Below are 21,480 nucleotides of genomic sequence, written 5' to 3'. Positions count from 1 at the left end.
TTACAGGAAGCCCAGCGTTTTCATCAGATCACCGATGACTTGCTCTTGCTCTTCAAGGAAAGCACGGAAGTCGTCACCGTTGTTGTAGATGTTCACCCAGCCGTTGCGTGCGCGCACTTCTTCCCACTCGGGCGTGTCGTACATCTTCATGATCGCGGACTGCATGCTGGCCAGTTTGTCATCAGACAGACCGGGGGCCGCAAAGAACCCACGCCAGTTAACGAAGGTTGTATCAAGGCCCTGCTCCATCATGGTCGGGGCATCTTCAAACGCGGCAACGCGCTCTTGTGATGTCACGCCAAGGATGCGGACTTCACCCTGCTGCGCAAGCGTCACAGCTTCAGAGAAGCCTGTGGAAAGCGCTGCGATTTCGCCGGACAAGAGGCCCGCCATCGCTGCACCACCTGCATCATAGGGGATGTAGTTGAACGCTGTTGGATCTTCGCCAGCCGCCTGCATCACGGATGCTGCAACAAGGTGATCGAGACCACCCGGCACAGAACCGCCACCAATAGCAAAGCTCATGCCGTCCTCACGGTAAGCTGCAAGCAGATCATCCATGGAACCGATCGGGCTATCTGTGTTCACAACAATCGCTGCATAGTCGCCGATTGTGCCTGCAACCAATGTCAGGTCGCGGAAGCTTTGTGGAAACACGCCAGTCAGAGAACGGATCACGATAGGGGTCGAGTTGACCATCATCGTGTTCTGCAGTGAATCCGCGTTTTCGATCAGGTGTGCAATCGCGACGCCGCCGCCGCCACCGGACATGTTTTCATAGCTGGCTGTGCCGACGATCCCGGCACCGGTCAGCGCCTCGCCCGTACCGCGTGCTGTACCATCCCAACCACCGCCGGCACCGCCGGGGATCAAGAAGTTGATTTCTTCCATGACCTGATGGCCGCCAGCTTGCGCCATGCCACCAAAAGCCAAAGTTGCTGTTGTCGCGGCAATAGCCATGCGACGTGTCCACCCATAGGTGCTCATGTGATTTCCTCCCATTTGACAAGGCAGCCTCCCGCTGCCCATGTTGCGACAGCCAAACATAATAAGCTGACACCGGCCTGACACGCGCGAACACGTTGTCATGCTATGGGCGCTGCTGGGGGGAAAACCGTGCGATATCTTTTAGTTGAGGATAATCAGGAACTCGCAGAAGCGGTCGTCAACCGTATCGAATTGGATGGCCATGCGGTCGATCATGCCGCGTCACTGGCAGAAGCGAGCGATTGTCTGGCCGCTGCGGACTATGATCTGATTCTGTTGGATGTGATGCTGCCTGATGGTGACGGGCGCGACTTTCTTGCCAGACGGCGCGATGTGTCGGAAACCCCCGTGATCGTGCTGACAGCCCGCAGCCAGATCAGTGACCGCGTTGGGGCCTTGGATCAGGGCGCTGATGATTACATCACCAAACCTTTCGATTTTGCCGAACTCGAAGCACGATGTCGGGCGGTTCTGCGCCGCCGTGGTGGGGCCGCAAAAAACGAAGTGCCGCTTGGACAAGGCGTCTTTGACCTGACCAACGGCACCTTGCAAGTGCGCGACGAGATCATCCCATTGCGGAACCGCGAACTCCGCCTGTTGGAGGTCTTCGTGCGCAACAAAGGCCAGATCCTGTCCAAGACGCAGCTTGTGGACCGGATGTTTTCCTATGATGCAGAAGTTACCGAGAACGCAATTGAGGTCTACGTGGGCCGATTGCGCAAAAAACTTGACCGCGCGGGCGCCAAAATCGAAACGGTGCGCGGCTTGGGCTATCGGCTGCATTCGACATGAAGACGACGGGTTCGATCAGTCGCAGGCTTACGCTGCTGCTGGCCGTCGTTGCTGCACTGCTGTCGCTTTTGTCGTGGTCAATGGTCAGCAGCTTCGCGCGCCAAGCGGCGGAGCGCACGCAAGACAACATTCTGTCTGCATCCGCCAGCATCATCGCAGAGGCCTTGCGCAGCGAAGACGGTGAGGTACGCCTTGAATTGCCTTTCGCCGCATTTTCCATGCTGGGTGCAATCAGCGAAGACAGGGTGTTCTATCATGTGTCTGCCAATGGCGTGACGCTGACGGGAAACGCGGTAATTGACGACACCATACCGCCGCCTGCCCCTGGGCAAGTCGTTTTGAACACCTCGACCTTTCAGGACGAAGAAGTGCGGTTGGTTTCTGTCACCCGCGTGATCCTCGCCGGGGTTGACCGGGTGCCCGTGACTGTGTCTGTCGGCCAAACCCGCAACGGGGTCAGCCAGATTGCGAATGACCTGTCACGCACAGCCGCATTGCTGAGCGTTGCCTTCTTTGTCGTCGCGGTTGCCTTGTCGGCAATCGTCGCGCGCACCTCATTGCGGCAACTCAACGCCATCGCAGAAGCGGTCGCCCGCCGAGGGCCGTCCGACCTGCGCCCCTTGCAACAAAATCCGCCGGAAGAACTGGCCCCGCTCATGCAATCGCTCAACCGTCTGATCGGGCGGTTGGCGCGCTCCTTGCGGCAGTCGGAAGATTTCATTGCGGAGGCCGCACACCGCATACGCACGCCATTGGCCACTGTGCGCGCCCAAGCAGAGGTGGCGCTGCGCAAGACCGACAATACAGACGAAAAACAACGCATGCGCCAGATTATCCGCGCCGTCGATGAAAGCTCACGCTCTGCGGGGCAGCTTCTGGATCATGCAACGGTGGCCTATCGGTCCGAAAGCCTGTCGGACAAAGTCATGGACCTTGCACAAATCGCGCGGTCGGCAACTGCGGCGCTGGAACCCACCGCCGACATGAAAGACATTGAAATTCAAATAGATACCGCTGAAGCAAAAGTGCGCGGCGACTATGTATTGATGGAAAGCGCCTTGCGGAACGTGCTAGATAACGCGGTGAAATACTCGCCCCCCGAAACCATTGTGACAGTCGCCGTCCGCAACACCGGCACGCACGCAGAAATCATCGTATCAGACGCTGGGCCGGGCTTGGGCGACGGCCCCTTCCAACGCTATACCCAACGCTTTCACAGAGGCGACAATGCCGAAGGAACGGTCGGATCAGGGTTGGGCCTGACGATTGCACGCGATGTGCTTGTCGCCCACAGGGGCCAACTGAAACTCAACAACAACGAAAGAAACGGGACATGCGTGTCGCTCATTTTGCCATTGGCTTAGCATTCTGGTGCTTCGCCACGATCGCTGCTGCGCTGGAAATCGAAGAACAACGCAGCTACCCCGGCGCGGGGCCTGTGATGTTGCGGGTGCTCTCGACCGCCGATCTGGATGTATTTGAGCCGTTCTTGCTCAGGTTTCAGGACCAGTACCCGCAGATCGGCATTGATTACACGGTTTCCTCCAGTGCAGAGGTCTACCGCGCCATTCAAGGGGGTGCGGTGTTTGATGTCGTCATATCGTCCGCGATGGACCTGCAATTCCAACTGGCCAACGACGGATTTGCCGAAAGCTACGCTTCTGACGCGACAGAGGCGCTTCCAAACTGGGCGAAGTGGCGAAGCCTGATTTTTGCCTTCACGTCGGAACCGGCGGTTGCCGTGATCTCGACCGCGCGTTTCGAAGGCCTGCCGATCCCGCGCACACGACAGGAACTGATATCGATCCTGCGGGCGAACCCTGCGCGTTTTGAGGGTGCAACCGGCACGTATGATGTGCGCAGCAGCGGCTTGGGGTACCTTTTCGCAACCCAAGAGGCACGGATATCCGATGCCTATTGGCGGCTGTCAGAAGTCATGGGGCGGCTTGGCCCGCAGCTTTACTGCTGCTCTGCACAAATGATCGACGATGTCTCAGCAGGGCGGCTCGCGATCGCGTACAATGTGCTGGGCAGCTATGCCGCTCAGCGCGTCGAAGGCTCCGAAGGCAGTGGCATGCAAATCCTCGCCTTTGAGGACTTCGACAATGTGATGTTGCGCACAGCGCTGATCCCGGCAACGGTGACTGCCAAAGACGAAGCGGGCGCCTTTGTGGATGCGCTTCTTGAAGAAGGCATGCGTGAGGATAAAGGCGATTGGGTTTTGCCGCCGCTCGCTGCATCGCGCGAAGAGCAGTTGAGCTTTGGCCCGATCCGGTTAGGGCCGGCATTGCTGGTTTATCTGGACCCGCTGAACAGGCGCGCGTTTTTGGAAAGCTGGCGGAATGCGCTTGAGCAAGGGTTAGAATAGGTCAACGATTAGTCCGCCATACCGGCCAAACGCAGTCCTTGCGCGATATGCTCCCAATCCTCGGGCCGCCGCCACATGACGCGCTGCCCACCAAGTGCTTTTTCGACGGTTTCCACATTAACCGGCAGACCTGCTCTGTGCTGATCTTGCCTGCGGGCCTCTATGAATTCTTCAAGCGTGAATGCCGCATCCTGTGCCATGCCCAGCCGCGCTTGCGCACCAGCACGGAAGGCAAGCCCGATTGAATTGAGCAATGACGCCCCGTTCAGCAAACCCACAACATCAGCATCCCGCCCTTGGAAAGACCGCAGTTGGCCCAAGATCCATTCAAATGTGGGTGGCAAATTCGTTCTTCGCGTGGCGACGGCTTCAATCACTTCGGCCGCTTCGTCATGCTTGCCCTGCATCAGCAATGCATAGCCACACCACGACATGGATTCGATTTCATTCTGCGCCAATGACAAGGCGTGTTTGATCTGCGCCTCGGCCGCATCCCAATACCCCATGACATGCAGTGCGAAACCCAGATGGTCCTGAATATGTACATCACGCGGGTCCAAGGCCACTGCGCGGCGCGCATGATAGAGCGTCTTTTGCCTGTCGCGGTCATCCAACACGTCAAACCAATTCTGAATGACATAGGTATCCGAAAGATACATATGCGCGCGCGCAAGGCTCTGATCCTTCTCGACCGCGCGCTCAAGTAGGGCCCGCGCGTCGAGATTTCCTTCAAGGCTGATCGTATCCCGCATGCGCTTGCCAAGGATCATCACTTCGTAGGCCTGCAATTCGTTTGTTGGTTTTCGTGCGGCCTTGTCAGCAATCTCATCTTCAATCCGATACGGGATCGCACCGACGAGATAGCGGGACAGCTCATCCTGCAAATCAAAAAGATCCAAAGTCTGACGGTCCAGCCTGTCCGCCCATTTCACTGCGCCGGTTGCGACTTCGACCAGTTCCACCGACAACCGCAGCCGATCTGCCAGCCAACGTATGCTGCCTGTCAGGACATAATCCGAGCCGATATCAGCAGCATCGGTCAAATGGTCACTTGGGACTTTGGACCCGGCTTGCGCGGGCAACGAGACCACCGCGAGCGTCGAAAACTTCGACAACTGCGTGATGACGTCTTCGGCCAGACCTTCAGCGAAATACCGATGCTCTTGCGCGTCGCTGAGCGTCTTGAATGACATGACAACCACAGTCGGCACACTGACAGGCTTTGCAATTGTTGATTTGGGGTCCACAACTGTCAGCAATTTCGACTTGAGCGCCACGAGATCCGGGCTCATCTCGATCCCTAAATCGGTTTGCAAAAGCCGCTCAAATTCCTCAAAGCGGATTTGTACGCGACTGCGTTCACCTTTTGCTGCATGGGCCTTCAGGCAAAGCGCCATCGCCGTCTCTTCATAAGGATCAAGGGCCAATATCTGGTCTGATGCCTGCAAGGCTTTTTGCGTGTCACCACGCTTTAGCGCCGCAGTTCCAAGATCGAACAAAGCATCCCGCAATGCGCGTGATTGACTGGCGCGCTCAGTTATTAACCACTCCTCGAAGGGGGGTTCATTGACGGATATACCCTCTAGAAAAATTCCTGATTGGACTGCATGGGCGTCGCCTGATCCTGTTGCCAGTTCATCAATATCCAATGCAATAAGTGAGCGATCCAGTGACAGTATCCCTGCATCAGACACGACAAGCGCATCGCCACTCGCAGCAGTGCGAATAGCGAACAATGCTTGCCGCAAATTTGTGCGCGCCTGTTGTTCGGGGCTTCTGCTCCACAACATCGCCGCCGCTTGTTCACGTCGCAAGCTATTGTTCGGCGCGGTCGCGAGCATCGCCAGAAGGGCCACGGCTTTCTGCGTTGAAAACTGAACGACCTTGCCGTCTTTGCCGATTATTTGGGGATGCCCCAAAAATCGCGCGATAAACTTCTTGTTGTTTTTCAATTATTAACACCAATCCCGGCGCTTTTTTCATGTCTGCCTTCCGATTTTACGACTTCGGAACGCTCCATTTCACACCGCCTGAACGCAGCATCGCCACGATGAGGACCAAGCACAATGAAAACTTGAAAGGAAAAAAACAATGTGGACCCCTCATAACAACGATCTTCAATACATGCGTCATTACCAACGTGATCTGGAAAGCCAGGTCGCAAAGCAAAGGCTTCGCACACCGCCCCAAATCCTTGCCGCAAAGGACACCAATGAGACGTCGGGGAAAGCATCCGTGTTTGCCAAGGCCGGGGCGTTTTGGGCGCGTTTGACGACCGCAAAATCCCCCATCGGGTGGTGGTAGATTGCGTGACGTGCATGGCGCCCGGCTTGACAGGCCTGCGCGGATAATGCTGGCTTGCCGGACCGCTACCAAGGAGCCCAAATGCCCACATTCGACACCGAATTACGGGATCGCCTGATCCGCTACTGCGCAATCGACAGTCAGTCGGACCAAGACAGCACCTCTGCCCCATCGACTGACTGCCAGCATGTGATGCTCGATCTCTTGCAAGAGGAATTGCACGAGATCGGCGCGGTTGATGTGGTCAAAACCAGCTATGGCACCGTGATTGCAACAATTCCCGGCACCGTCGAAGGCCCGCGCATCGGATTTCTGGCACATGTCGATACGGCACCACAATTCAACGCGACAGGCGTCAAACCAAGGGTCATAGAGCGCTACAACGGAGGCGCGATCACGTTTCCTGACGACCCCGAACTTATCCTGAGACCACAGGATTTTCCGTATCTGAAAGACAAGATCGGGCAGGACATCGTCACAGCGTCCGGGCGCACGCTTCTGGGGGCAGATGACAAGGCCGGAATTGCGATTATTATGACAGCCGCACGGCATATGCTGGAACATCCCGAAATGCCCCGACCAACCATTCGTGTAGCCTTTACCCCCGATGAGGAAATTGGACGGGGTGTGGACGACAGGTTGCCAGCAGATCTTGGCGTAAACTTTGCCTATACATTTGATGGCGAAGACCTTGGTGAGATCATCTATGAGACATTCTCGGCGGACTTCGCGGCTGTCACCGTCAAAGGCGTGTCCATTCATCCCGGCAATGCGAAAGACCAGTTGGTCAATGCGATTCACCTTGCATCGAAAATCGTCGATACGCTTCCGCAGGTCACACTGACACCGGAGACAACTGATGGCCATGAAGGGTTCATTCATGCGATCGACATGAAAGGCAGTGCCGCCGAAATGGTTGTACGCTTCATTCTGCGCGACTTCGAATTGGATGGCTTGGCGGCCAAAGGCGCGCTCTTGCGTCAGGTCTGTGAGACCATCGCAGCGACAGAGCCACGCGCCACAATCGACTGCAAGATCACAACACAATACCGCAACATGAGATACTGGCTGGAAAATGACATGACACCAGTAGAGCTTGCACGGGACGCGCTCGCCTCATTGGACATGGATGTGCTTTCTGTCCCGATCAGAGGCGGAACCGATGGCTCACGCTTGACAGAACTTGGGGTGCCTTGCCCGAACCTGTTTACCGGGATGCAAAACATCCACGGCCCTCTTGAATGGGTCTCGGTGCAGGATATGGCAAAAGCGACAGAACTTTGCTTGCGCATCACGCAAAAGGCAGGCGCCACTCTATCAGAACCTTGACCGGGCATTGAAAGCGGTCACCTCGGGGCGCCTGATAACCTTTGACTTATCCAGTTTCAGGTATTCACCGCGCAACCGCAGACGACAAAAGCATGGTGCCTCAAGAGGGACTCGAACCCCCGACCTTGTCCTTACGAAGGACCTGCTCTACCAGCTGAGCTATTGAGGCAACCTGCGCGCTTCTAGCATCCGTTTTTGGCGGCGAAAACCGTTATTTTGGGGTTTCGGCGTCTACGACTTCCGCTTCCTCTATGGTGGCGGGCATGGGTGCATCCGCGCTTTGCCCCACGATCAATGGCAGCATTTCCGTGCCCGATGGCATTGCCACATCGCTTGCTGGCGGGGTCTTCCAGGACAGCGTATCAAACGACCCGCAATTCCTGCACGTGGCACCCCAGGAGGCATGAATATGCTGGCAATTGTCGCAGATCCATTGCGGCCCGCGCGGTGCGGTCAGCGCTTTTGCAAGCCAGCCGCGCACGACGGAATCGTCAGCGCCCTCACCCCGCTCAATCGCCGCCATCAGCGTCAGGATACGCGCGGTCGGGTCTTTTTCAACCAAATCACCCAGGGCGCGTTTGGCGGAGGGGAAATCTTCTGCGGAGATGTGAAGCTCTGCCATCAACATCTTGGTTTCGGGATGATCCGCTGTGCCATTTGTCAGTTTGCGGAACCGCTTCAAACGGTCCTCTGCACTTTCATTGGGTGCAATCGCGGCAAAGGCTGCTGCCAGATCCGGATGGGGCTGCGCGTTCCAGGCCTTCGTCAGGACGCGCGTGGCGTAGCGGGCGTTGCCATCGCCGATGTAGCCATCAGCTGCCATGATTGCCGCCGGGATCAAATCCGGGGACAAGCGGTTTGCTTCAATCGCGGTTTCGCGCGCCTCGATTGACTTGCCTTCATCCGCAATATCGCGCGCCTCTGACAGCGCCAAAACAGCGTCCCGGCGTTTGTGAACGTCACGGGGTAAATTGCCAGACTTCAATTTTGCGCCCAAGGTTTGACGCGCACCGGTCCAATCGGACTTCTCCGCCTGCAAACGCAGCAAGACATCCTGCGTTTCTTCATGCTTTGGCTTCAGCGCAAAGGCCTTTTTCGCCAAGGCCATCGCCGTGTCTGTATCACCTTCGGACAGCTTTTGCTTCATGATCCCGCGCACCCCGACAAAACGGGTCTTGCCATCGGTCAGCAGCTTTTTATAGGTGTCTTCCGCTTTCTTGCGATCACCTGTCATTTCAGCCGCCTGCGCAGTCAGAAGGTTGGTGAGCTGCGGTTGCCTGAGCAATTTATCCGCACGCGCGGCCTTGGTCATCGCCAGATGTCCTTCGCCGGACGCCAGCGCCATCATGCCTTCGCTTAAGGCTTCATAACCCTTGCGTTCGCGATTGCGATCAAAGTAGCGCGAAATCGCCGTTTCGTCGCCGTTGAGGAATTTGAATGTTGCCACCAGAAATGCCAGCAGCTTCAGACCAAGCCAGACTGCAACGCAGAGTGCGGCCAGCGCAAAGACCATCTCAAGCGTGCTGAGCGTGATTTCCTGACCCGCGACATCAATCGTCGCACCGCCATCCACTTCCATCAGCTGCGTGCCGCCATAGGTCAACGCGGTGACCGCCAGAACGAACGCTACAATTTTAATCAGGGACCAGAGCATCAGCGTTGCCTTTAATTATCAGAAAGTGTGGATGAAAGAATATCGACGGCGGCGACTGCACCGGCCCGCAATTCGGCCTGCGCCAGCCAGTCAGACATTTCGGCGCGCCCAATTTCCGGAACCGCGCTCAGCTCCGCAAGTGCATCAGACAAGCGCCCGATACGGATTGCCGCTTCGGCGCGTGAAAGAACAGCGTCTGCGCCGTCACCTTCGCGCGGCGCGGTTGAGCGAACATCAAACTGGGTCCGAAAAAACGCGCCCAGACCTGTGGTTTCTTCTCCGGCCACGCCTTCACTGCGCGCGGTGGCCAAGGCAGCACGGGCCGCATCGGGGAAACTGTCTTGCAAGCTGGCGAGGGTCGGAATGCCGTCTTGCGCGGCAACCAGTTCATCGGGGGCGGTCACGCCAATCGCTTCTTCCAGATCGGCCAGCGTCGCGCCAAGTGGCGCGCCACTTTCAAGCGCCGTTTGCACACGCGCAAGGGCGGCGCGTCCGGCCGCATTGCGGGCAGCGGCAACAGCATTCGCTTCGATCGATGCGGCAGCGGCGCGCGCTTCTTCCAGCTCGGTTTGGGCCGCGTTTGTCATTTCAGCAATTTGCGCACGCAGCGCATCCATGTCTGCGGACACATCGACATTCTCACCCGCAGGTGCCGCAACCACCTGAGGGCGTGCTTCAAGCTCCGCGATCCGCGCAGTCAATTCGGCAATTGACGCCTCAATCCCGCTCAGGTCAGGACCCCGCTGGTTTGCGATCCGATCAGAGAGAGCGGCGATTGTGTTTGATTGCGCAGCAACCTGCGTGGCCAGCGATGTGTCCGCCGCAGGCGCAGTAAACGTCGCCACAGCAAACCCAATGACACCGGCGGCAAGACCACCCAATGCCAAAGGCAAAAAGCCGGACTTGGGCGCGGGGGCCGGGGCTGGCATGGGCGCGGCTGATTTTCGTTCCGCTGCGTCAACGGCATCCTTTGGCTTCGCAGACGCGGGCGCCGCTTTTGCGGCAGACACGTCATGCGTCTCTTTTTGTACATGCACCTCAGGGGGAATGGCATCCATCACTGCGGGCTGCGCCGGTGCCGATTCGGCTGGCTTTTGCGCCGGTGCGGTTGGTTTCTTTGCTTTCGTCGCGGTCTTTCGACCTCTGGCTGGCTGTTTTGCCACGTTTTCACCCTCTCAACGCCGCGTCCTGCATGAATACAGGTAAGCGGCAATCCTATCCCGACTAGGTTGGACCCTCAAGCAATCGCCCTAAACGGCGGTGCGGGCCAACGTGTTCACTAGCGCAGCCATCATGGCATCGACATCTGGCCGCGCCGCGACCGAGACCTGCCAGTTCTGCTCCGGATCAATCGCAGTCTTCACCGCCTGACTCAGGGCAACAACCGAAATCGGCGCTGCAAATGGCCCTTGCCTAGACAATATGGTGCATGAGCGCGGCGAAAACAGGGGGAGAATGACAGGTTTTGAACCATTGAGCGCCGCGACCGCCTCTGGGGTCAAGGCGCAGGCGACCTGATCGTAGGCCACCACATCAACGCAGTCCAATCCAGCGGCCTTCAGGCGCATGACGACATCACCGCGCGTGTGTGTGCCGCGAATATGGGCGATCCTGCCTGTTGGCTGAGCAGCAATAATATCATTGACCAGTCCATCGGCGTCACCGGGGCCAGTCCGTGTCTCAAAACCTGCCTCTTTCGCCAAAGCCGTCGTTTTTGCACCAACGCACCACGCATCCAGCCCCTTTGGCAGCCCCAGCGTCGTCGCGGCCTTCACCCCGTTTGCTGAGGTGAAGATCAAGATATCTGCCTCTGGCATGGTGACGGGGAGCGGCTCAATCTGCAATAAAGGTGATATCAACACATGCAAAGGACGCCCCCAGGCCGCCGTCACGTCGGCTGTAAAACGCGCGCTTTGGGCCAAGGGGCGGGTCACGATAAGGGTGGGCGTCATAGGGGCACCATTGTTTGCGCGCATATGCAATGTTACCTCGCAGTGACAGACAAGCAACCGGAACCATAATGACCAAGCCCCTGACCCTTCTTGGAATAGAAAGCAGCTGCGATGACACCGCCGCCGCTGTGGTGCAAGGCGGCAAGGTCCTGTCATCCGTTGTCTATGGTCAAACAGCACTTCATGCCGCCTTCGGAGGCGTCGTGCCAGAGATCGCAGCCCGCGCCCATGCCGAAAAGATTGACCACTGCGTCGAAGAGGCGCTGGCGGATGCTGGCATGTCATTATCCGACCTCGACGGGATTGCCGTGACCGCAGGACCGGGCCTGATCGGCGGGGTCTTGTCCGGCGTCATGTGCGCGAAAGGCCTTTCAGCGGCGACGGGTCTGCCGTTGATCGGCGTGAACCATCTTGCAGGGCACGCCCTGACGCCGCGATTGACGGATAACGTCAGCTACCCCTATCTGATGTTGCTGGTATCGGGCGGGCATTGCCAGTTCCTGATTGCCCACGCCCATGACCGGTTCGACCGGATCGGCGGGACAATCGACGATGCGCCCGGCGAAGCTTTCGATAAGACTGCACGGCTATTGGGTTTGCCCCAACCCGGCGGGCCGTCGGTTGAAAAGGCAGCGCAATCGGGCGATCCCAAGCGGTTCAAACTGCCGCGACCGCTGCTTGGTCAGGAAGAGTGCGACATGTCGTTTTCCGGCCTGAAGACCGCGATTTTACGGGCGCGCGACGGGATTGTGGCCGAACAAGGCGGCCTGACCACGCAAGACCAGGCCGATCTCAGCGCGGGCTTCCAAGCCGCCGTGACTGATGTGCTGATCGAAAAGACCCGGCGGGCATTGGCGCTTTATCTTGCACAGGCACCCGCCACACCGACCTTTGCAATCGCAGGAGGCGTCGCCGCCAATTCATCGATACGCGATGGCTTGACGCGGCTGTGCGCCGAGATGGGCACAGATTTCATCGCACCACCTTTACGCCTTTGCACCGACAACGCGGCAATGATCGCCTATGCAGGCGCAGAAAAAATGGCGGCAGGCGGGATCGACGACCTGACGCTTTCGGCGCGACCGCGTTGGCCGCTCGATGATCGGGCCGCGCCGATGCTGGGGTCGGGCAAAAAGGGGGCAAAGGCATGAAGATCGGGATCGCAGGAGGTGGCGCATTCGGGACCGCGCTCAGCGTCGCGCTCGCTTTGGACGGCAACGACGTGCGGCTTTGGGCGCGCAGCGAGGCCGCAGTCAAACAGATGTGTGAAACGCGACAAAACGGAAAGCTGCCAGACGTTCTCTTGCCGGATCGGGTTTCTGTTTCGTCAGATATCGCGCCACTGCTCGGCTGCGATACCATTCTGCTCGCGACCCCCGCTCAGACGCTTCCAGAGTTTCTGGGCACACATGCTGAGGCGCTTTCCGGCAAAACCCTGATCGCAGCGTGTAAGGGCATTGACCTCAAACGGATGACTGGCCCCGCCAGCACCATCGCTGATCTGGTGCCAAGTGCTACCCCGGCGATGCTGACCGGCCCTAGTTTCGCAGCCGACATCGCGCGCGGACTGCCAACCGCTCTGACGCTGGCCTGCGCGGATGAAGAACACGGTGAAACGCTGCAAAACGCATTGTCGACCGCGACTTTGCGCATCTACCGGACAACAGACACTGTGGGGGCGGAATTGGGCGGAGCCCTCAAGAATGTGATGGCGATTGCCGCGGGTATCGCCATGGGTGCGCGGCTTGGCGAAAGCGCGCGCGCCGCCTTAATCACCCGCGGTTTCCCTGAAATGCAGCGGCTGGCTTTGGCCTTGGGTGCGCAGCCAGAGACGCTCTCTGGGCTGTCAGGTTTGGGCGATCTGGTCCTGACATGTACGTCAGAGCAATCACGCAACTACCGTTTCGGCTCTGCCCTTGGACGCGGTGCGGACTTCGATCAATCGACAACTGTCGAAGGTGCCGCAACCGCGCGCGCTGTCCAGCTGTTGGCAGCCAAGCTTGGGCTTGATATGCCTATTTGCAACGTGGTCGCCGACCTGACCACCGGAAAAACAGACGTGTCGACCGCGCTGAATGCGCTGCTGTCACGCCCACTGAAGGAAGAATAAATGCGCTTTGCCCTGATGACAAAAGACAAGCCGGGCGCCTTGCAGACGCGCTTGGACAACCGCGATGCGCATCTCTCCTATATCGCGGAAACCGGTGTAGTCGAAATGGCAGGGCCGGTTCTTGATGATGCCGGGCAAATGTGCGGATCGCTGATTGTGCTGGAGGTCGATGACCTCAAGGCGGCGCAGGCTTGGGCAGATAATGACCCCTATGCCAAGGCCGGGCTTTTCAGCGGCGTGACCTTGCGCGCATGGAAAAAGGTTATCGGCTGATGGCGTATTGGCTGTTCAAATCCGAACCCGATGTCTGGGGCTGGGACGCACAAGTCGCCAAAGGCGACGCGGGCGAGGAATGGGACGGCGTGCGCAATTATCAGGCGCGCAACAACATGCGGGCAATGAAGCGCGGCGACAAAGGCTTTTTCTACCACTCGCGCAGCGGACTGGAAATTGTCGGCATCGTTGAAGTCTGCGCTGAAGCCCACCCCGACAGCACCACGGATGATGCGCGCTGGGAGTGTGTGGATATCAAGGCTTTGCGTCCTTTCACGACCCCGGTCACGCTGGAGGCAATCAAAGCCGAGCCGCGTTTGGCGGACATGGTTTTGGTCAATAACTCGCGCCTGTCAGTACAGCCCGTCAGCGCTGCGGAGTGGGCGTTGATTTGCCAAATGGGCGACACCGCGCCCTAAGACGCAAAACGCCCGCCGGTTTGGCGGGCGCATACACAGGTCATCGTCAGGCTTTAGCCGTAGATGGCTTCCTTGCCGAAATGCTTTGTCAGCATGTAGTAGACCACAGCGCGATATTTGTTCCGCTCCGACTGGCCATATGTGTTCAGCGCGGAGGCAATCGCGCTATCAAGCTCCGGGCTGTCCTTGAGGCCGAGTTTCTTGATGAGGAAGTTGTTTTTGACAGTTTCCAATTCACTAGGCTGGCTTCCAGCCACGGTCGCGGCATCCGCGTTGTAGATTGCCGGACCACAGCCAATCGTGACCTTTGTCAAAAGGTCCATATCTGCTGTCATACCGCATTTATTTTTCAGGTCGTCTGCATATTTCGCGATCAAATCGTCTCTTTTACCCATTGGATTGTCCCCGTTGCTAGATTTCTTGTTCAAGACACGGTCAGTTTCACCGCGTTGGGCGCAAGTTAAAGTGAGAGGTGACAAAACGTAAAGAAAAAAGCCGATGGCACGGCGATCTTTCGCTAAGGGATCGGTTTTTCAATAGCAGCAAGGCACCTCAAATCAGCGGCATAAGTTCCAACCAGATGATTGCAGATTGACTTGGTTGGCGTGCAGTCTGTTGTTTTCCAGCGATAAAGTATGGTCGCTCCGGTGGCAGACCGCATCACCTGCCAAGCGCCATCATAAAAAAACGCAGCTAGGCCATGAGCCCAACTGCGTTTTGATTTCTCGTCCATTTGCCGCGCGGCATTCTGCGTCGCTTACAATTGGCTGTGCCGCATCGGCGTTTAGTAGCGGTAATGCTCTGGCTTGAAAGGGCCTTCGACGGTCACGCCGATATAATCCGCTTGCTCTTTCTTGAGCTCGGTCAGTTTGACACCAATCCGCGCAAGGTGCAGACGCGCCACTTTTTCATCCAGATGTTTGGGCAGGATATGCACGCCGATTTCATAGGCTTCCGCGTTATTCCAGAGCTCCATCTGCGCCAGCACCTGATTGGTGAAAGATGCGGACATCACAAACGACGGGTGACCGGTCGCGTTCCCGAGATTCAACAAACGCCCCTCAGACAGCAGGATCAGACGGTTGCCAGATGGCATCTCGATCATGTCGACCTGTTCTTTGATGTTGGTCCACTTGTGGTTCTTGAGTGCGGCGACCTGAATTTCATTGTCGAAGTGGCCGATGTTGCCAACAATCGCCATATCCTTCATCTCGCGCATGTGCTCAATCCGGATGACGTCTTTGTTGCCGGTTGTTGTGATAAACACATCTGCGCTGTCGAGCACGTCCTCCAGCACCACAACTTCGAAACCATCCATCGCGGCCTGAAGCGCGCAGATCGGGTCGACCTCCGTGACTTTCACACGCGCGCCAGCGCCTGCCAAAGATGCCGCAGAGCCTTTGCCCACATCGCCATAGCCACAGACAACCGCGACCTTACCGGCCATCATCGTGTCGGTCGCGCGGCGGATGCCGTCCACGAGCGATTCCTTACAGCCGTATTTGTTGTCGAACTTCGACTTGGTCACGCTGTCATTCACATTGATCGCAGGGAACGGCAATTGGCCGTTCTTATGCAGATCATAAAGGCGATGCACGCCTGTTGTCGTTTCCTCAGACACGCCTTTGATCGCATCGCGTGTCTTGGTGAACCAACCGGGGCTGGCCGCCATGCGCTTTTTGATCTGCTCCTTGATCACCGCTTCTTCTTCAGATTGCGGGACAGAAATGATGTCTTCGCCAGCTTCAGCGCGGGCACCCAGCAGGACGTAAAGCGTGGCATCGCCACCATCGTCCAAAATCATGTTCGGGCCGTCGGCGAACATGAAGGATTTATCAAGATAATCCCAATGCTCTTCCAGCGTCTGGCCTTTGATCGCGAAAACAGGCGTGCCGCCTTTGGCAATCGCCGCAGCAGCGTGGTCTTGTGTGGAAAAGATGTTGCATGACGCCCAGCGCACATCAGCACCAAGCGCGTTCAGTGTTTCGATCAAAACCGCCGTCTGGATCGTCATATGCAGCGAGCCGACAATCCGCGCGCCCTTCAACGGCTGTTTGTCACCATATTCTTCGCGCAGCGCCATCAGGCCCGGCATTTCGGTTTCGGCTATGTCGAGTTCCTTGCGGCCATAGGCGGCGAGGTTAATATCTTTGACGATGTAATCTTGCATAGCGGCCTCCTGCGGCGCGGTTAACCTTGTTTGCGGCCTCATAGCAGGGCCAACGCCGCGCGACAATGGGAGCATTGCCGCAGGGATTTCCACCTCAGTAAAGGCAATTCCCTAACGCATCAAAAACGCTTCACGGTTTACGCAGGCGCGCGGGCGTTTTATGCAAACCGGACGCCCAAACACAGCAGGTTCATAAATGACCAAACCCCAACCAAGAGCATGGCAGCGGATGCTGTCGGGACGCAGGCTTGATCTGCTCGACCCGACCCCGATGGATATCGAGATCGAGGACATCGCCCATGGGCTCGCATTTGTGGCGCGCTGGAACGGGCAGACCAAGGGTGATTTTGCCTACTCCGTTGCGGAACATTCCCTGCTCGTCACAGATATTTTTGCGCAGCAGCACCCGAATGCTCCGGTCAAATGGCAGCTTGCGGCGCTTTTGCATGATGCACCTGAATATGTGATCGGCGACATGATAAGCCCCGTGAAAGCCGCCGTTGGCCCCGGATATGGTGAGCTTGATGACCGTTTGACCGCCGCGATCCATCTGCGGTTCGGGCTTCCCGCGCAGATCCCCATAACCATCAAAAAGCAGATCAAGAAGGCGGATAAGCTGTCGGCTTGGCTTGAGGCCGTGCAGATCGCGGGCTTCACCGAGGCGGAGGCAAACAAGTTCTTCGGCAGGCAAGACCCGACCCTCGCAGAGCGGCTTCATATCAAGCTGCGCCCACCTGTTGAGGTCCGCGATGACTATACTGCGCGCTGCCACGCCTTGACCGCTTTATTGTAAACCAACCTTGAGGATTGTACCCGCACACCGTATCTGATCCTCAACCGCTTGAAAAAAGGACCCATCATGGCGAACCACCTTTATAAAAACGACCTCCCCGATGGGTTGGACCTTGGGCCGATTGTGGCGATTGATTGCGAAACCATGGGCCTGAACCCGCATCGTGACCGACTTTGCCTGATCCAGATGTCCGGCGGTGACGGCGAATGCCATCTTGTGCAGGTCAGCAAGGGTCAGACCAGCGCGCCGAACCTGTGCGCGATGCTGGAAAACCCTGACGTGCTAAAACTGTTTCACTTCGGGCGTTTTGATATCGCGGCTTTGTTGAATGCGTTTGGTGCAGTCACAGCGCCTGTCTATTGCACCAAGATCGCATCCAAATTGGTGCGGACCTTCACAGACCGTCACGGCTTGAAGACACTTCTGCAGGATATGGCTGGCGTCGATATCTCAAAGCATCAGCAGCAAAGCGATTGGGGCGCTGAAACCCTGACCGCGGCACAGCTTGATTATGCGGCATCTGACGTTCTTTATCTGCATCAACTCAAGGACAGGTTCGACGCCATCCTCGCCCGTGAAGGGCGAACAGACATGGCGCAGGCCTGCTTTGACTTCCTGCCCATGCGCGCGCAGCTTGATCTTGCGGGCTGGCCCGAAACCGATATTTTTTCGCATTAAACCATGACAGATCATCAAAAATTCCTGGCCTCGGCCAAGCGCGTCATCACCCAAGAGGCGCAAGCGCTGCATACGCTGTCAGACGGGTTGAATGACAGCTTTGCGCAGGCGGTGGCATTGCTGCTTGATGTCAAAGGACGGGTCATCGTCACTGGCATGGGCAAGTCAGGGCACATCGCGCGCAAGATCGCCGCGACTTTTGCCAGCACCGGCACGCCCGCGCATTTCGTGCATCCCGCAGAGGCGAGCCACGGCGACTTGGGTATGATGACACGCGGTGACGTGGTGCTTGTGCTGTCCAATTCCGGCGAAACGCCTGAGTTGGCTGATCTGGTGGCCTACACCAGACGCTTCTCGATCCCGATGATCGGGGTAGCAAGCAAGCCGCATAGCACCTTGTTGACGCGCGCGGATGTGGCGCTCGTTTTGCCCAGCCTGGGTGAAGCCTGTGGCACAGGCGTGGTCCCCACAACCTCGACCACGATGACATTGGCTTTGGGTGATGCGCTTGCTGTCGCGTTGATGGAGCACCGCTCTTTCACGCCCGAAAATTTCCGCGATTTCCATCCGGGCGGCAAGTTGGGTGCACAACTCTCCAAAGTGTCGGACCTGATGCATACAGGTGATGCGATCCCGTTGGTGGCAGTTGATACCCCGATGACCGAGACGCTTCTGACGATCAGTCAAAAGGGCTTCGGAGTTGTCGGGGTTGTGGACGAAACGCAGGCGCTGGTCGGAATTGTGACGGATGGTGACTTGCGGCGGCATATGGCCGGGCTTCTTGGTCATACCGCCCAAGAGGTGATGACAAAGGGGCCGGCAACGGTGAACCCCAACGCACTGGCTGAGGAGGCACTTGCCGTGATGAACGCAAGAACAATCACCTGCCTCTTTGCTGTTGATCCAGACGGTGACCGTCGGGTCGCTGGAGTGCTGCATATTCACGACTGCCTGCGTGCCGGTATCGTTTAGCGGTGGGCGGTGCGGACAACCTGCATTCGCAAATGGTCGGCTGGGCCAAGATCATTCTGCCGCTCTGCGCCCTGGCGCTTTTGTCGACGCTGTTCCTTTTTGCGCGGGGCGCCAATGACATCGACACCGAAGCCTTGGCGCGCGCAGAGGAAATCGCACGCGCGCAGCAGGTGACGGCCCCGGAGTTTTCAGGCGTGACCGACGATGGCAGCATTATCGTCATTGCCGCGAAATCCGCGCAGCCGGACGATATGCGCCCCGATACTGTGCAGGTGGACGATATCAGTCTGCGGCTAAACACACCGCAGGGGCGCGTGCTGAATATCGCCGCCGTGCAAGGAGAGGTTGACGGGCGCGCCCAGATCGCCAGCTTTCTTGGACTTGCGCGATTGGAAACCTCCACCGGCTATGAATTGGAAACGAACGGCCTGACAGCAGAGCTTGGAACAGGCCGGATCACCTCTGAAGGGCTGCTGGAAATTCGGGCGCCCTTTGGCCAACTTACCGCTGGCAGCGTCACGTTTGAGCCCGCGTCAGAGACCCGCGGACAACAGATGCTATTCACCAATGGCGTCCGCCTGCTATATACCCCCCAAGACCCGTAACCCAAGGACGCCCACCGATGCACCGTTTGATCGTTTTCAGCTTTGGGCTTTTGATGGCCACCGCAGCCGCCGCGCAAAGCAACATCGCGTTGGGTGGGCTGAGTGTGGACACCGCCGCCGCGATCGAGGTCGTGGCCGATAATCTGGTTGTCGATCAGGACAGCGGGACGGCCGTTTTCGAAGGATCCGTGGCGATTGGTCAGGGCGACTTGCGTATCACCGCGGGGCGGGTTGAGGTCGTCTATGGCGATAGCACCGCACAAATCGCACGGCTTTTGGCCTCTGGCGGGGTGACCTTCGTGACCGCAACCGAGGCCGCAGAAGCGCAAGAGGCGAATTATGATGTCACCACTGGCCTGCTTTTGCTGTCGGGGGATGTGTTGCTGACACAAGGGGCCAGCGCCATTTCCGCGCAAGAAATGCGGATCAATGTCACCGACGGCACAGCCACGATGCAAGGGCGCGTGCGTACTGTGTTGCAACAAGGTGGCGACGAATGACCACCAGGCCCACCTTGCATATTCAAGACGGCGATGCCGGTCTGCAAATTGTCAACCTGCGCAAAAGCTATCGCAAGCGGCCCGTCATTCGGGACGTGAGCATTGAGCTTGGACGCGGCGAAGTTGTTGCGTTGCTCGGGCCGAACGGATCAGGCAAAACGACGTGCTTCTATGCGATTGCAGGGTTGGTGACACCGGAAGGGGGACGGGTCGTGATTGACGGGCGGGATGTCACGGCTTTGCCAATGTACCGTCGGGCGCAGTTGGGCATTGGCTATCTGCCGCAAGAGATGTCGATCTTCCGCGGCATGAGTGTCGAGGACAACATTATGTCGATCCTCGAAATCGCAGTCCCCGACTGGCATGAACGTGCCAAACGGCTGGAAGAGCTGCTGTCGGAGTTTTCAATCGAACACCTGCGGCGTGCGTCTGCAATGGCGCTGTCGGGTGGTGAACGACGGCGGGTTGAGATCGCACGCTGTCTGGCTTCCGGTCCGAAATATGTCCTGCTGGACGAACCTTTTGCCGGTGTTGACCCGATTGCCGTGGGCGAGATCCGTCACCTCGTTGCGGACCTCAAAAACCGCGGAATCGGTGTGCTCATCACGGATCACAACGTACAGGAAACCCTGCAAATTGTGGACCGGGCCTATATTCTGCATGATGGCAAAGTCTTGATGAGCGGCACAACGCAGGAAGTCATCCGCGACGACAATGTGCGGCGCGTCTATTTGGGAAATAATTTCCGCGTGAACTGATTCTTTTGGTCAGAGCGCCCCGAGGATCATTGACAAGCGCTGGCAATCTGACGCCAAATACCCTTGATGACGAAACTGACTTCTTTCCCCGCAGCTATGCTGGCCTCCCGCCAGAGCTATCGGATAAGAGAAATGATTTCAGCGCGTTATCAAAATAACCGACTTTGAGACTTTGACGCCAAACAGCCCTTGGCTGTGCCGTCACGATGTCCCATGACCCAATAAAGGAGATACGATGCGTTACCAAATCAGCGGAAAACAGATCGATATTGGCGAAGCTCTGCAAACGCATGTGAAGACCGAATTGGAAGAAATCCTAAGCAAGTATGCAGGCCGACCGACCGAGGCCTATGTGGTTTTCTCCAAGTCCGCTCATGAATATATCTGCGAGTCCGTTGTGCATCTTTCCACTGGACTGAACGCACAAGCGACTGGAAAGGCGACGGAAATTTATGCCGCCTTTGACGCCAGCTCCGAGAAGATGGATAAACAACTTAGACGGTATAAGCGTCGCTTGAAGGACCACCATAAAGAGCGCTCGCAACCGGTTGAACTTTCGGACGCAGGCTCATATATCCTTGAATCAAGGGATGAGACTGACGACTCAGGGCAAGACGACGGCGCGCCGATCATTGTCGCTGAGATGGAAGCAAAGATCCCTTCATTGTCGGTTGGCGAAGCCGTCATGCAGATGGAACTAGCGAGTGCTCCTGTTCTGGTATTCAGGAACGAAAAGAACAGCGAGCTGAACGTCGTTTACCGGCGCGATGATGGAAATATTGGCTGGGTCGACCCGAAATCTTCGGGCTAGGCGCT

23 protein-coding genes and 1 tRNA gene are annotated in these 21,480 nt (G+C 57.5%); 16 read left to right on the top strand and 8 right to left on the bottom strand.

What is annotated here, in order from left to right; translation table 11 throughout:
- The gene (locus ACFDSS_RS00230; protein ID WP_375253732.1) at nucleotides 1–987 is read right to left on the bottom strand and encodes a tripartite tricarboxylate transporter substrate binding protein; all 987 of its coding nucleotides are present in this window, start codon (nucleotides 985–987) and stop codon (nucleotides 1–3) included.
- Between the two features lie 129 nt (nucleotides 988–1,116).
- On the opposite strand from ACFDSS_RS00230, the gene ACFDSS_RS00225 reads away from it, so the two are divergent.
- Genes ACFDSS_RS00225 through ACFDSS_RS00215 form a run of 3 tightly spaced genes read left to right on the top strand, consistent with a single transcriptional unit; the run spans nucleotide 1,117 to nucleotide 4,147 of the window.
- On the top strand, nucleotides 1,117–1,779 hold the full coding sequence (locus ACFDSS_RS00225) for a response regulator transcription factor (protein WP_375253731.1): 663 nt from the start codon (nucleotides 1,117–1,119) through the stop codon (nucleotides 1,777–1,779).
- The gene (locus tag ACFDSS_RS00220; RefSeq protein WP_375253730.1) at nucleotides 1,776–3,143 is read left to right on the top strand and encodes a sensor histidine kinase N-terminal domain-containing protein; all 1,368 of its coding nucleotides are present in this window, start codon (nucleotides 1,776–1,778) and stop codon (nucleotides 3,141–3,143) included. The genes ACFDSS_RS00225 and ACFDSS_RS00220 overlap by 4 nt, the downstream gene beginning before the upstream one ends.
- Nucleotides 3,113–4,147, top strand: a complete 1,035-nt coding sequence (locus ACFDSS_RS00215) for an extracellular solute-binding protein (RefSeq protein ID WP_375253729.1) — start codon at nucleotides 3,113–3,115, stop codon at nucleotides 4,145–4,147. The genes ACFDSS_RS00220 and ACFDSS_RS00215 overlap by 31 nt, the downstream gene beginning before the upstream one ends.
- A gap of 8 nt (nucleotides 4,148–4,155) precedes the next feature.
- Here the strand turns inward: ACFDSS_RS00215 and ACFDSS_RS00210 are convergent, their stop codons facing one another.
- Nucleotides 4,156–6,099 (bottom strand): BTAD domain-containing putative transcriptional regulator, encoded by a 1,944-nt coding sequence (locus ACFDSS_RS00210; protein ID WP_375253728.1) that lies wholly within the window; start codon nucleotides 6,097–6,099, stop codon nucleotides 4,156–4,158.
- A 139-nt stretch (nucleotides 6,100–6,238) separates the two neighbouring features.
- On the opposite strand from ACFDSS_RS00210, the gene ACFDSS_RS00205 reads away from it, so the two are divergent.
- Nucleotides 6,239–6,451 carry a hypothetical protein gene (locus ACFDSS_RS00205; RefSeq protein WP_375253727.1) on the top strand — a complete coding sequence of 71 codons (213 nt, stop codon included), beginning with the start codon at nucleotides 6,239–6,241 and terminating at the stop codon, nucleotides 6,449–6,451.
- 81 nt (nucleotides 6,452–6,532) lie between these two features.
- A complete protein-coding gene (gene pepT / locus ACFDSS_RS00200; protein ID WP_375253726.1) occupies nucleotides 6,533–7,780 on the top strand; it encodes a peptidase T in 1,248 nt (415 codons plus the stop codon).
- A gap of 93 nt (nucleotides 7,781–7,873) precedes the next feature.
- Here pepT and ACFDSS_RS00195 read toward each other — a convergent pair.
- The 4 genes from ACFDSS_RS00195 to ACFDSS_RS00180 all read right to left on the bottom strand — a co-directional run bounded on the left by ACFDSS_RS00195 (nucleotide 7,874) and on the right by ACFDSS_RS00180 (nucleotide 11,386).
- Nucleotides 7,874–7,949: transfer RNA gene (locus ACFDSS_RS00195), tRNA-Thr, on the bottom strand.
- Between the two features lie 42 nt (nucleotides 7,950–7,991).
- The gene (locus ACFDSS_RS00190) at nucleotides 7,992–9,434 is read right to left on the bottom strand and encodes a heme biosynthesis protein HemY (RefSeq protein ID WP_375253725.1); all 1,443 of its coding nucleotides are present in this window, start codon (nucleotides 9,432–9,434) and stop codon (nucleotides 7,992–7,994) included.
- An 11-nt stretch (nucleotides 9,435–9,445) separates the two neighbouring features.
- Entirely contained in the window at nucleotides 9,446–10,492 is a 1,047-nt protein-coding gene (locus tag ACFDSS_RS00185; protein ID WP_375253724.1) for a COG4223 family protein, read from the bottom strand.
- Between the two features lie 192 nt (nucleotides 10,493–10,684).
- Nucleotides 10,685–11,386 (bottom strand): uroporphyrinogen-III synthase, encoded by a 702-nt coding sequence (locus ACFDSS_RS00180; protein ID WP_375253723.1) that lies wholly within the window; start codon nucleotides 11,384–11,386, stop codon nucleotides 10,685–10,687.
- Between the two features lie 68 nt (nucleotides 11,387–11,454).
- Here ACFDSS_RS00180 and tsaD point away from each other — a divergent pair, with 68 nt between their 5' ends.
- The 4 genes from tsaD to ACFDSS_RS00160 are packed head-to-tail and all read left to right on the top strand — an operon-like array spanning nucleotide 11,455 to nucleotide 14,188.
- Nucleotides 11,455–12,537, top strand: a complete 1,083-nt coding sequence (gene tsaD / locus ACFDSS_RS00175) for a tRNA (adenosine(37)-N6)-threonylcarbamoyltransferase complex transferase subunit TsaD (protein WP_375253722.1) — start codon at nucleotides 11,455–11,457, stop codon at nucleotides 12,535–12,537.
- A complete protein-coding gene (locus ACFDSS_RS00170; protein WP_375253721.1) occupies nucleotides 12,534–13,496 on the top strand; it encodes an NAD(P)H-dependent glycerol-3-phosphate dehydrogenase in 963 nt (320 codons plus the stop codon). The genes tsaD and ACFDSS_RS00170 overlap by 4 nt, the downstream gene beginning before the upstream one ends.
- Complete coding sequence (locus ACFDSS_RS00165) at nucleotides 13,497–13,769, top strand: YciI family protein (RefSeq protein ID WP_375253720.1); 273 nt, start codon at nucleotides 13,497–13,499, stop codon at nucleotides 13,767–13,769.
- The gene (locus ACFDSS_RS00160; RefSeq protein WP_375253790.1) at nucleotides 13,769–14,188 is read left to right on the top strand and encodes an EVE domain-containing protein; all 420 of its coding nucleotides are present in this window, start codon (nucleotides 13,769–13,771) and stop codon (nucleotides 14,186–14,188) included. Before ACFDSS_RS00165 ends, ACFDSS_RS00160 begins: the two co-directional genes overlap by 1 nt.
- Before the next feature lie 53 nt (nucleotides 14,189–14,241).
- Here ACFDSS_RS00160 and ACFDSS_RS00155 read toward each other — a convergent pair whose 3' ends face one another.
- Both ACFDSS_RS00155 and ahcY read right to left on the bottom strand, forming a co-directional pair.
- The gene (locus tag ACFDSS_RS00155; RefSeq protein WP_375253719.1) at nucleotides 14,242–14,583 is read right to left on the bottom strand and encodes a DUF2853 family protein; all 342 of its coding nucleotides are present in this window, start codon (nucleotides 14,581–14,583) and stop codon (nucleotides 14,242–14,244) included.
- A gap of 389 nt (nucleotides 14,584–14,972) precedes the next feature.
- On the bottom strand, nucleotides 14,973–16,358 hold the full coding sequence (gene ahcY / locus ACFDSS_RS00150) for an adenosylhomocysteinase (protein WP_375253718.1): 1,386 nt from the start codon (nucleotides 16,356–16,358) through the stop codon (nucleotides 14,973–14,975).
- Between the two features lie 229 nt (nucleotides 16,359–16,587).
- Here ahcY and ACFDSS_RS00145 point away from each other — a divergent pair, with 229 nt between their 5' ends.
- The 7 genes from ACFDSS_RS00145 to hpf all read left to right on the top strand — a co-directional run bounded on the left by ACFDSS_RS00145 (nucleotide 16,588) and on the right by hpf (nucleotide 21,475).
- A complete protein-coding gene (locus tag ACFDSS_RS00145; protein WP_375253789.1) occupies nucleotides 16,588–17,151 on the top strand; it encodes an HD domain-containing protein in 564 nt (187 codons plus the stop codon).
- Between the two features lie 66 nt (nucleotides 17,152–17,217).
- Nucleotides 17,218–17,829: a ribonuclease D gene (locus ACFDSS_RS00140; RefSeq protein ID WP_375253717.1), complete on the top strand. Its 612-nt coding sequence runs from the start codon at nucleotides 17,218–17,220 to the stop codon at nucleotides 17,827–17,829.
- Nucleotides 17,830–17,832: 3 nt separating this feature from the next.
- Nucleotides 17,833–18,801 (top strand): SIS domain-containing protein, encoded by a 969-nt coding sequence (locus ACFDSS_RS00135; RefSeq protein WP_375253716.1) that lies wholly within the window; start codon nucleotides 17,833–17,835, stop codon nucleotides 18,799–18,801.
- Between the two features lie 2 nt (nucleotides 18,802–18,803).
- Nucleotides 18,804–19,406, top strand: a complete 603-nt coding sequence (locus ACFDSS_RS00130; RefSeq protein ID WP_375253715.1) for a hypothetical protein — start codon at nucleotides 18,804–18,806, stop codon at nucleotides 19,404–19,406.
- A 17-nt stretch (nucleotides 19,407–19,423) separates the two neighbouring features.
- Complete coding sequence (locus tag ACFDSS_RS00125) at nucleotides 19,424–19,906, top strand: LptA/OstA family protein (protein ID WP_375253714.1); 483 nt, start codon at nucleotides 19,424–19,426, stop codon at nucleotides 19,904–19,906.
- Nucleotides 19,903–20,664 carry an LPS export ABC transporter ATP-binding protein gene (lptB, locus tag ACFDSS_RS00120; RefSeq protein WP_375253713.1) on the top strand — a complete coding sequence of 254 codons (762 nt, stop codon included), beginning with the start codon at nucleotides 19,903–19,905 and terminating at the stop codon, nucleotides 20,662–20,664. The genes ACFDSS_RS00125 and lptB overlap by 4 nt, the downstream gene beginning before the upstream one ends.
- A gap of 235 nt (nucleotides 20,665–20,899) precedes the next feature.
- Nucleotides 20,900–21,475: a ribosome hibernation-promoting factor, HPF/YfiA family gene (gene hpf, locus ACFDSS_RS00115; protein ID WP_375253712.1), complete on the top strand. Its 576-nt coding sequence runs from the start codon at nucleotides 20,900–20,902 to the stop codon at nucleotides 21,473–21,475.
- Nucleotides 21,476–21,480 lie beyond the last annotated feature (5 nt).

The sequence above is a fragment of the Yoonia sp. genome (assembly GCF_042093035.1).
In the GTDB taxonomy this organism is placed as follows: domain Bacteria; phylum Pseudomonadota; class Alphaproteobacteria; order Rhodobacterales; family Rhodobacteraceae; genus Yoonia.
Note: the sequence above shows the minus strand (reverse complement) of the source record. Positions and strands in the feature narration are given on the sequence as shown.